This window comes from Kribbella albertanoniae (genome assembly GCF_004348455.1).
Lineage (GTDB): Bacteria > Actinomycetota > Actinomycetes > Propionibacteriales > Kribbellaceae > Kribbella > Kribbella albertanoniae.
In genome coordinates, this window is sequence record NZ_SMKA01000329.1 from 1 (window position 1) to 9,705 (window position 9,705).

General features: G+C 68.2%; 10 protein-coding genes. 5 read left to right on the top strand and 5 right to left on the bottom strand.

What is annotated here, in order from left to right; translation table 11 throughout:
- Together E1261_RS39920 and E1261_RS39925 are read left to right on the top strand one after the other, a co-directional pair.
- Positions 1–1,361 (top strand): hypothetical protein (locus E1261_RS39920; protein ID WP_238176737.1); only part of this gene is annotated, 1,361 nt, incomplete at its 5' end.
- Complete coding sequence (locus E1261_RS39925) at positions 1,339–1,605, top strand: hypothetical protein (protein WP_238176738.1); 267 nt, start codon at positions 1,339–1,341, stop codon at positions 1,603–1,605. The genes E1261_RS39920 and E1261_RS39925, both read left to right, overlap by 23 nt.
- Positions 1,606–1,621: 16 nt before the next feature.
- Here E1261_RS39925 and E1261_RS39930 read toward each other — a convergent pair whose 3' ends face one another.
- Positions 1,622–2,266 carry an ACT domain-containing protein gene (locus tag E1261_RS39930; RefSeq protein ID WP_132414956.1) on the bottom strand — a complete coding sequence of 215 codons (645 nt, stop codon included), beginning with the start codon at positions 2,264–2,266 and terminating at the stop codon, positions 1,622–1,624.
- A 234-nt stretch (positions 2,267–2,500) separates the two neighbouring features.
- Here E1261_RS39930 and gatC point away from each other — a divergent pair, with 234 nt between their 5' ends.
- From gatC to gatB, 3 genes are read left to right on the top strand one after another with little or no spacing between them, the layout of a single operon-like run.
- Positions 2,501–2,797 carry an Asp-tRNA(Asn)/Glu-tRNA(Gln) amidotransferase subunit GatC gene (gene gatC / locus E1261_RS39935; protein ID WP_132177301.1) on the top strand — a complete coding sequence of 99 codons (297 nt, stop codon included), beginning with the start codon at positions 2,501–2,503 and terminating at the stop codon, positions 2,795–2,797.
- 1 nt (position 2,798) lies between these two features.
- On the top strand, positions 2,799–4,304 hold the full coding sequence (gene gatA, locus E1261_RS39940) for an Asp-tRNA(Asn)/Glu-tRNA(Gln) amidotransferase subunit GatA (protein ID WP_132414957.1): 1,506 nt from the start codon (positions 2,799–2,801) through the stop codon (positions 4,302–4,304).
- Positions 4,301–5,797: an Asp-tRNA(Asn)/Glu-tRNA(Gln) amidotransferase subunit GatB gene (gatB, locus tag E1261_RS39945; RefSeq protein WP_132414958.1), complete on the top strand. Its 1,497-nt coding sequence runs from the start codon at positions 4,301–4,303 to the stop codon at positions 5,795–5,797. The genes gatA and gatB overlap by 4 nt, the downstream gene beginning before the upstream one ends.
- 316 nt (positions 5,798–6,113) lie before the next feature.
- Here the strand turns inward: gatB and E1261_RS39950 are convergent, their stop codons facing one another.
- From E1261_RS39950 to E1261_RS39965, 4 genes are all read right to left on the bottom strand, one after another.
- Positions 6,114–6,965, bottom strand: a complete 852-nt coding sequence (locus E1261_RS39950; RefSeq protein WP_132414959.1) for a nucleotidyltransferase domain-containing protein — start codon at positions 6,963–6,965, stop codon at positions 6,114–6,116.
- A gap of 5 nt (positions 6,966–6,970) precedes the next feature.
- The gene (locus E1261_RS39955) at positions 6,971–7,894 is read right to left on the bottom strand and encodes a hypothetical protein (protein WP_132414960.1); all 924 of its coding nucleotides are present in this window, start codon (positions 7,892–7,894) and stop codon (positions 6,971–6,973) included.
- Positions 7,895–8,018: 124 nt separating this feature from the next.
- Positions 8,019–9,095, bottom strand: a complete 1,077-nt coding sequence (locus tag E1261_RS39960; protein ID WP_132414961.1) for a PQQ-dependent sugar dehydrogenase — start codon at positions 9,093–9,095, stop codon at positions 8,019–8,021.
- A gap of 31 nt (positions 9,096–9,126) precedes the next feature.
- The coding region (locus tag E1261_RS39965) for an LLM class flavin-dependent oxidoreductase (protein ID WP_238176739.1) at positions 9,127–9,705 on the bottom strand (579 nt) is incomplete at its 5' end.

A 9,705-nucleotide genomic window follows, 5' to 3' on the forward strand; every position in this document is an offset into this window, starting at 1 on the left:
AAGGAGGTCAGGGCGGCTGGGGCCAGCAGCCTCCTGCCCAGGGTGGTGGCGGCTGGGGGCAGAACCCACAGCAGCCGCAGAACCCGCAGCAGCCGCAGCAAGGCCAGCCTCCGCAGCAGGGTGGTGGCGGCTGGGGACAGCAGCCTGGCCGGCCGCAGCCCGGTCAGCCGGAGCAGCCCCCGCAGCAGGGTCAGCCTGAGCAGGGACAGCCTGCCCAGGGCTGGGGCCAGCGGACGCCGCAGGGCGAGCAGAAGCCTTACCAGCAGCAGGCCTGGGGACAGCAGGGCAGCCAGCAGCAGGGCGGATGGCACCAGCAGCAGGGTGGCCAGCAGCCCTGGCAGCCGGGCGCCGGCTCCGGTGGCTCCAACGGACCGGGTGGTTTCGGCAAGGAAAAGATGCCGCTGGTGATCGGTGGTGGCGTGCTCCTGATCCTGATCATCGGCCTGATCATCGTGCTGGTCGTGCGTGGCCTCGGCGGCGACGACAGCCCGACCGCCGAGCCGGGCTCGAACCCGACCTCCGGTGCGACCAACGGCGGTGGTGGGACCGGGAACGCATCCGGTCAGGCCGAGGCCGCGACGCAGAAGCTCCAGGGCATCGGCTTCCAGTGCAGCGATCTGTTCAACAACGACGCAGGTGCACACCGTGGCTGTTTCAAGTACGACGGCCCGACCCAGATCGACGCGATCTTCCAGTTCACCAAGGACGGGTCGATCATCAGCGTCGAGCTGACCTCACGCGACGACGACAACCGCAACAACGCAGCGGTCAACTTCGACGCCGCGCTGCAGGCGCTCGGCAACGACACCTTCGGTGGCAGCGAGGTGAAGAAGATCCAGGACGCGGTGAAAACCGGTCAGAAGTCGGACCGGGTCGGCACCTCGTGGGGCGAGTTCCGGCTGAGCAACGACAGTTCTGTGACTCTGGCAGGGCGCAAGTCCGGTGAGGAGTCGATGAAGATTCCGGAGAAGACGTGGCAGACGACGGAGGCGCAGCTGAAGAGCGCGCTGACGGCGAAGGGCTACGACTGCAAGGTGATGTGCTCCAAGAAGGTCGGCGACTACGGTTCGCAGCGCATCTTCGGGTACGGCTCCTCCAACGGTGGCGTGAAGCGACTCGAGATCAGTGTCTCCGGTCGCAAGGACGCCGCGGAGGCGGCCTGGCCGACGGTCGTCGGCGACGCGTTCGGTGCGCTCAAGGGCCCGGATGCGGCCGCACTGAAGGAATTCATCGGCAAGCACAACGACGGCAAGCCGGCCGCGGCGTACATCGGTGGCTGGAAGGTCGAGATCAGGAACAACGACCGGGACGAGTTCTTGTCCCGGACGATTAACATCGATGCTGAGTCGTACTACGTCTGAGCTGATCGGCGGAGATCTGATGAAGCTGCCCCGGGAGAAGCGGGTCGAGCAGGCGGTGGTGGCCCCACCGCCTGAGGCGGCCCAGCGGGTCGACGGGGGTGGGCCTTGGGGCCCTACCCAGTTCGACCTCCCGGAGCGCAGCGGCAGCAACAGCCAGGCGATCCTGATCGTGTCGCTGGTCGGCGTCCTGGTGCTGCTGGTGCTAGCGGGGCTCTGGACGTTCACGTACTTCCAGCTGGGATAGCTGGAAGTACGGCGGCTCAGGCGGTGGCGCGAATGGTGACTGCGAGTGAGGCGAGGTAGCTCAGTCGAGCGACCTCCGAGCCGAGGAACTCCGGTCCGCCGCGACGGCCGACCACGATGATCCGGCGGTCGGACTCCAGCGGCGCCGCGACCAGCACGGACTCGGACAGTCCCTTGTGGTCCGGGGCCTCCAGGGTGGTGGCCTTCTCGAGCGGCAGCCAGGCCGCCGCCACGTCACCGAACTCCGGAGTGGCGCTGGTCTCCAGCGCGACCTTCACCTCGGAACCCGTCCCGTCCAGCAGCACGGCCCAGTCGGCGTGCAGCACGGCCGGGGTCTGCTCGATCAGGAGGTCGATCGCGTCCGCCGGCGCAGAGGTCATCTGCTCGACGGCTTCGAGGTCCATGTGCAGTCCGCCGCCGGCGCCGTACCGGGAGAACCAGATTACTTCGACGTCGTCCACGCTGTTACAGGCCGAGACCAGCCGGTCCGGCAGGACTCCCGGGGGCAGGTCGACCACGATGTCGTCGACCGCGGTGCCGTTCTCGCGGCGGTGCTCGACGATCTCGATCGCGTGGATGTCGGCACTCACCTCACCGAGGGCGGTGGCCACCGTGCCCAGCGAACCGGGCCGGTCCGGGATGATCAATCGCAGCAGGAACACCGAACGATCATCTCCCAGCCGATCACCTTGCGCGTAACGCCCTGTCGCCGCCCATGTTACAGAGCGGAACCCGCAACACGCCCGGGCCCTCTCGAAGCGTCAACGGGGACGAGGAAATAAACATGTCACAGCCGCCCCCTAAGATGGCGACGAACGTGGCAACCGGCGGTGGCCATTTCGTGCACCGCCGGCGGTCAGTTCCTCCAGTATCACCAGACACATTGGATTCAGTTCATGCCATCGATTACCCGCGAAGAGGTTGCGCACCTGGCGCGACTGGCGCGGATCGAGCTCAGCGACGCCGAGCTCGATCACCTCGCGCCACAGCTCGACCAGATCATCACCCTGGTCGGGCAGGTCAGCCAGGTCGCGGCGGACGACATTCCGCCGACCTCGCACGCCCTGCCGCTGACGAACGTGATGCGCGAGGACGAGAACGTCCCGTGCCTCACCCCGGAGCAGGCGCTGTCCGGCGCCCCGGCAGCCGAGGCGCAGCGATTCCGGGTGCCGCGGATCCTGGAGGAGGACTGACATGAGCGACCTCACCAGGAAGACCGCGGTCGAGCTGTCGGAGCTGATGGTGTCGAAGCAGGCCAGTTCGGTCGAGGTGACGCAGGCGCATCTGGACCGGATCGGTGCCGTCGACGGCAGTGTGAAGGCGTTCCTGCACGTCGACACCGAGGGTGCGCTGGCCCAGGCCGCCGCCGTCGATGCGAAGCGTGCGGCCGGCGAAAAGCTCGGCCCGCTGGCCGGGGTTCCGCTGGCGCTCAAGGACGTGCTCACCCAGGAGGGTGTGCCGACCACCGCCGGCTCGAAGATCCTCGAGGGCTGGAAGCCGCCGTACGACTCGACCGTGGTGAAGCGGCTGAAGGCGGCCGGCATCGTCATCCTCGGCAAGACCAACATGGACGAGTTCGCGATGGGCTCCTCCACCGAGAACTCGGCGTACGGGACCACGCACAACCCGTGGGACCTCGCCCGGATCCCCGGTGGTTCCGGCGGCGGTTCGTCCGCCGCCATCTCGGCGTACGAGGCACCTCTCGCGATCGGCACCGACACCGGCGGCTCGATCCGGCAGCCGGGTGCGTTCACGGGGACAGTCGGCGTGAAGCCGACGTACGGCGGGACTTCGCGGTACGGACTGATTGCCCTGGCCTCGTCACTCGACACCCCGGGGCCGTGTGCCCGGACGACGCTGGATGCGGCGCTGCTGCACGAGGTGATCGCCGGGTGGGACCCGCTGGACTCCACCTCGATCAACCAGGACGTGCCGCCGGTGGTTGCGGCCGCGCGCAACGGTGATGTGTCCGGTCTGCGGATCGGCGTGGTCAAGGAGCTCGGCGGCGAGGGGTACCAGCCCGGTGTCGAGGCTCGCTTCCACGAGGCGGTCGAGCTGCTGACCAAGCTGGGCGCCGAGGTCGTCGAGGTCTCGTGCCCGCACTTCCAGTACGCACTGCCCGCGTACTACCTGATCCTGCCGAGCGAGGCCTCGTCCAACCTGGCCAAGTTCGACGCGATGCGGTACGGGTTGCGCGTCGGCGACGACGGCACGAACAGCGCCGAGAAGGTGACGAGCCTGAGCCGCGAGGCCGGGTTCGGCGACGAGGTCAAGCGGCGCATCATCCTCGGCACGCACGCGCTGTCGAGCGGCTACTACGACGCGTACTACGGTCAGGCGCAGAAGGTCCGGACGCTGATCGCCCAGGACTTCACCAAGGCCTACGAGCAGGTCGACGTGCTGGTCTCGCCCGCGACGCCGACCACGGCGTTCGCGATCGGTGACCGGATCGACGACCCGATCGCGATGTACAAGAACGACCTCTGCACGATCCCGTCCAACCTGGCCGGCAACGCGGCCGCGTCGTTCCCGTGCGGCCTGGCCGACGAGGACGGTCTGCCGGTCGGCTTCCACGTGATGGCGCCGGTGATGCGCGACGACCTGCTGTACACGGTCGGTGCCGCGCTCGAGTCCGCGCTGGCCGAGCAGTGGGGCGGCGTACTGATGACGAAGGCCCCGGAGCTGGAGGTGACCCGATGACCGCGGATGTTGTCGCCATTGACGATGCCCTCGCGCAGTACGACCCGGTGATGGGTCTCGAGGTCCACGTCGAGCTGAACACCAAGTCGAAGATGTTCTGCGGCTGCCCGACCGAGTTCGGCGCCCCGCCGAACACGCAGACGTGTCCGGTCTGCCTCGGCCTGCCCGGCGCGCTGCCGGTGGTGAACCGGCGCGGGGTCGAGTCCGCAATCAAGATCGGCCTCGCGCTGAACTGCGAGATCGCCGAGTGGTGCCGGTTCGCCCGGAAGAACTACTTCTACCCGGACATGCCGAAGAACTTCCAGACCTCGCAGTACGACGAGCCGATCGCCTTCAACGGGTGGACCGAGGTTGTGGTCGACGGGGAGACGTACCGGATCGAGATCGAGCGCGCCCACATGGAGGAGGACACCGGCAAGTCCACTCACGTCGGTGGCGCGACCGGCCGGATCCAGGGCGCGTCGCACTCGCTGGTCGACTACAACCGGGCCGGTATCCCGCTGATCGAGATCGTCACCAAGACGATCGAGGTCCCGCCGGCCAAGGCCGCTGCGGTCGCACGGGCGTTCGTGAGCCAGCTGCGCGATCTGCTGCTCGCGCTGGATGTCTCTGATGTGCGGATGGACCAGGGCTCGCTGCGGTGTGACGCCAACGTGTCGCTGAAGCCTTCCGGTGCGACGGCTTTGGGGACACGGACCGAGACCAAGAACGTGAACTCGTTCCGCTCGGTCGAGCGCGCGATCACGTACGAGATCACCCGGCAGGCCGCCGTACTGAACGCCGGCGGCAAGATCCTGCAGGAGACTCGGCACTGGCACGAGGACACCGGCATCACCACCTCGGGCCGGGAGAAGTCGGACGCCGACGACTACCGCTACTTCCCCGAGCCGGACCTGGTCCCGGTCGCGCCGTCGCGCGAATGGGTCGAGGAGCTGCGGGCGACCCTGCCCGAGGCGCCCTCGCTGCGCCGCGTGCGGTTGCAGACCGACTGGGGTTTCACCGATCTCGAGATGCGCGACGTCATCAACAGCGGTGCGTTGGAGTCGATCGTTCTGACGATCGACCTCGGGGTTGCCGCTGCTGCCGCCAAGAAGTGGTGGCTGGGTGAGCTGGCCCGGTTTGCCAACGAGTCCGGTACCGATCTCGACGCCTTGCCGGTCGGCCCGGCTGAGGTCGCCGAGGTGCAGAAGCTTGTCGACGCAGGCACCCTTAACGACAAGCTGGCCCGCCAGGTCTTCGAAGGCTTGCTGGCCGGGGAAGGAACCCCGGCCGAGGTCATCGAGAAGCGCGGCCTGGCCCTCGTCTCCGACGACGGTCCTTTGCTGGAAGCCATCGACCGAGCCATCGCCGCCAACCCGGGCGTCGTCGAGAAGGTCAACTCCGGCAAGCCCGCCGCAGCCGGCGCCCTCATCGGCGCCGTCATGAAGGACATGCGCGGCCAGGCGGACGCGGCGAAGGTCCGCGAACTCCTGAACGCCAAACTCGGCATCTAGTTCGGTCGGGTGGTGGGGCTCAGCGCCCCACCACCCGTTCCACCCGTCCTGCGGCCCCTCCCGGACATCAGTCCGGCGCGCGCCCCGCAGCATCAGCAACAGCGGGTGCTCCTCCCACGCATCCGCCTGCTCCACCTTCCAAGCGAGCACAGTGGGCTCAGTCGCGGGAGCAGGTGGTTGTGGATCTGGGATTTTGGGCGGGTGGACGTGGGCCACTGATCAAGTGCGTTCGGCGGCGGTTGGTGGTTGGCGGTGAGCGTGGTGGGTTGGGTGGTACGGGACTTGGTCAGTGGGGGCGGTCCGCTGCGTGCCTTGCTCAGTTGTCCGCGGGGCCTACGGGTGCGCGGTTTGTGCGGAAGCGGGTTCGTAGGTGGGTGACGTCTACTTCGGGGAGTTGGGCCTCGATGACGTCGTAGGTTTCTTCGATCAGGTGGCGTAGTTCGTCAGCAGCCTGTGGTGGGGGAGCGGTGAAGACTGCTCGTAACCGCGTCGCCAGTTGACGTGGGGCGTGGGTTAGGTCGGCTTCCAGCGCGTCCAGGCGTTTGAAGGCTAGGACGTGACCGCTGTAGCGGCCGTTCACTGCGTGCAGTACGGCGAGCAGTTGGTTGCTCATCCGGAGGAACTCGCGCGCCAGCAGCACGGGGTTGTCCCGCTCGATCAGCATCTGGCACCGCCAGAACTTGTCGATCGGCCCGTGCTGCTCGACGATCGCGATCGCGAGACCGCGCGGGTACGTCGCCGCCCGGTGCTGCCATCGCTCGACGAGCTCCGGTCGGGATCCGCCGATCTCCCGGCCGTCGACGAGGCCTTTGAGCAGGGTGAGGCCGTCGGGGTCGGGAACGCAGGCATCGAGTACAAGGTCGAGGGTTTCCTCGACCTTGGTCGACAGGGCGTGTTCGACGTCGACCGCCAGTCCGTCGAGCGACAGATAGTCGTACCACGGGGACTTGCCGTCCTCCGGCGTCCCCGGGCGAACGCTCGGGGCGACCAGGCGCTCGGCCAGGGTCGGGGGCCGGGCCCAGAACACGCCGACCTCGACATCCGACCAGCGATCCGCATCGCCCCGAGCGGTGGATCCGCCGAGCATGACCGCATCGACCCCGGGGGTTCCGGCGTAGGCGGTCAGCACAGGGGCGACCGCCGTACGGCGGAACTCGGAGTGATCCACGCTGGTCAGGCGGCGTTCGTGCGTGCTGTCTTCTTCTTCGCGCGGGCCTTCCGGCTCGTCTGCGCCGGCTGCCGCCGCACCGGAGGCTTCTCGTGATCCGTTGGCGTGCTGTCCCCAGGCTCATCACCCGCGGACTCCTGCGCTGCAGGCTCTGCCATCGCGGGCGTCTCCGGTGTGGGTGCCTTGGTCACGGGTTCGTCGGGCGCAGGCTTCGACTCCGCCACCGGATTCGACTCCACGACCGGCTTCGACTCCTCAACCGACTGCGGCGCAGCTTCCGGCCGCGGCTCGCGGACGACCTCACGGCGCGGGGGCGGCTCGACCAGGTGCCGCGACACTGCCACGGGCTCCCGCTCCACCTCGACCACCGGCTCGGGCTCGGGGTCGACGTACCGCACCACCGGCTCGGGCTCGACGTACGGCGCGGGCGGCTCCACGAGCAACTGCGACAGCAGCGGCTCGGGCTCAACCTCAGGCTCGGCACCCAGCAGACTGAGTGCCACTGAGGCGTCCTCGACTGCGCAGCGCACCTCGTAGTACGACGGCGTGATCACCTCGACCGCCGGTGCATCCGGCCGGTTCCGCACGAGTCCTTGGAAGAGCCCCCACAGTGCGCCGACCAGCACGCCGTACACGAATCCCCACAGCAGGACCGAGAACGCGGTCAGCGTCGTCTCGGCCACCAGCGTGACGAAGACCCCGCTCAGCACCCCAAGCAGCGCGCCCGCGCCGGCACTCAGCAGAGTCCGCCGCACGACCGGCACCGCAGCCTGTCTGCGCGACAGCCGCAGCTCGGCGCCGACCACCTCCAGGCTTCGTGAGTCCATCCCGTAACTGCGCAGATAGCCGACTGTCTGCTGAGCATCCGCAAAGGTGCTCACCGAAGCGACGACACTGCTAGGGACGACGGACGCCTGGTCGGGCACCATACCAACTCCTTCGAAAAATGCTGCTAGGTAAGGGGTTCCTCCCCACTAGTACCAGACGGCCGAAATCCTCAAACGGTTGACGAGTCAGATGACAGTCACGCAACAACTGTCCTTCAGCCAGTCATCATCCGATCGTCACTCGCAGGATCCGATCGTCGCCATCTCGGCTCTCGCCACGTCCGTCGGTGTTGGAAGTCGTGAGCCACAACGAGCCGTCCGGCGCGACCTCCACCGTCCGCAACCGTCCGTACTCGCCGACGAAGAACGCCTGCGGCTCGCCGACCCGCTTGCCACCCGCCACCGGAATCGCCCACAACCGCTCGCCCCGCAACGAGGCCATGAAAACGTGGCCCTGGGCAAACGCTGCCCCGCTCGGCGACGCTTCACTCGTCTTCCACTGGGCGATCGGGTCGACCATCCCGTCCAGCCCTTCGGCGCCCTCAGCCGCCGGCCACCCGTAGTTCGCGCCGGGCGTGACCGCGTTCAGTTCGTCCCACGTGTTCTGTCCGAACTCGGCGGCGTACAGCTGACTCCCGTCGAACGCGAGCCCTTGCACGTTCCGGTGCCCCTTGCTGATCCACATCCGGCCATCAGGATTCCCCGGCGCCGCCTTGCCGTCGGTTGTGATCCGCAGGACCTTCCCGCCCAGCGAGTCGTCGTTCTGCGAGTTCGGCCGATCGCCACCGTCGCCGGTCCCGGCGTACAGGAAGCCGTCCGGGCCGAACCGCAACCGCCCGCCGTTGTGGATCGCGGCCTGCGGGATCCCCTCGAGGATCGTGGTCTGCTCCGACAGTCGCCCGTCCTTGTACGTCAGCCGCGCGATCCGGTTGTCATTGCTGGTCGAGAAGTACGCATACACGTACGGCGCTTTGGGGTCGACCGCGAGCCCGAGCAGGCCACCCTCCGACGAGGCATCGACCCCGTCGACCGTCCCGACCTCGGTCGCCTTCCCGTCGACGACCCGCTTCACCTTCCCGGAGTCGCGCTCAGCCACCAACGCGCTCTTGTCCGGGAGGAACGCCAGCCCCCAGGGGACCTGAATCCCGCTCACCACGGTCGACGCCACCGTCAGTTTGACCTGACTACCGGTCGCCGGTGCCCCCGTCGTACCGGAGGGGCTGGGCGCCGGCGTCGCACCCCCTTCGGAACACCCGACCACCAAGGCCAACGCAGCCACCGTCGCCACAACCCGTCCAACCACGCCGTCTCCTCAGCTAGCAGGTCCCCCCAAGCTATCGCCCGACCCCAGCCCGCACCGCCGGGACGACCCGACGCGCGATCAACTCGAGCGACCGCATGGCCGCCGCGTGCGACATCGTCGGCAACCGCATCCAGTGCGCGAACTCCACGAACCGCGTCTCCGCCTGCAGCGCGATCAACCGCCGCGCCACCTCCTCCGGCGTACCGACCAAGTAATCCTCCCGCCGCAACACGGGCGGCTCGTTCCCGCCGTACGACGCGATCTCGCCCTCCAGGTAGGCAATCCCCGGCGCCGCCTCGGCCCACGCCCGGTCCGCGTCCTCATCCACGTGCATGATCCCCGTGCAAACGAGCGGCGGTACCTCCGTGAGCACCTCCTCCATCAGCCGCCGCCGAGCCACAAAATCCTTCGGCGTAGCGCAATAAACGATCACCCCGTCACCAACCCGCGCCGCTCGCCGCAACCCGGCCGCCGTCACCCCAGCCACATAAATCGGTACGGCGTTCCCCGGCCGCGGCGTCACTCCCAGCTCGCCGGCCCAGGCCTGCCGAATCACCCCCACCCCGTCCTCCAGCAATTGCCCTCGCCGCCGCCGATCCACCCCGAACAC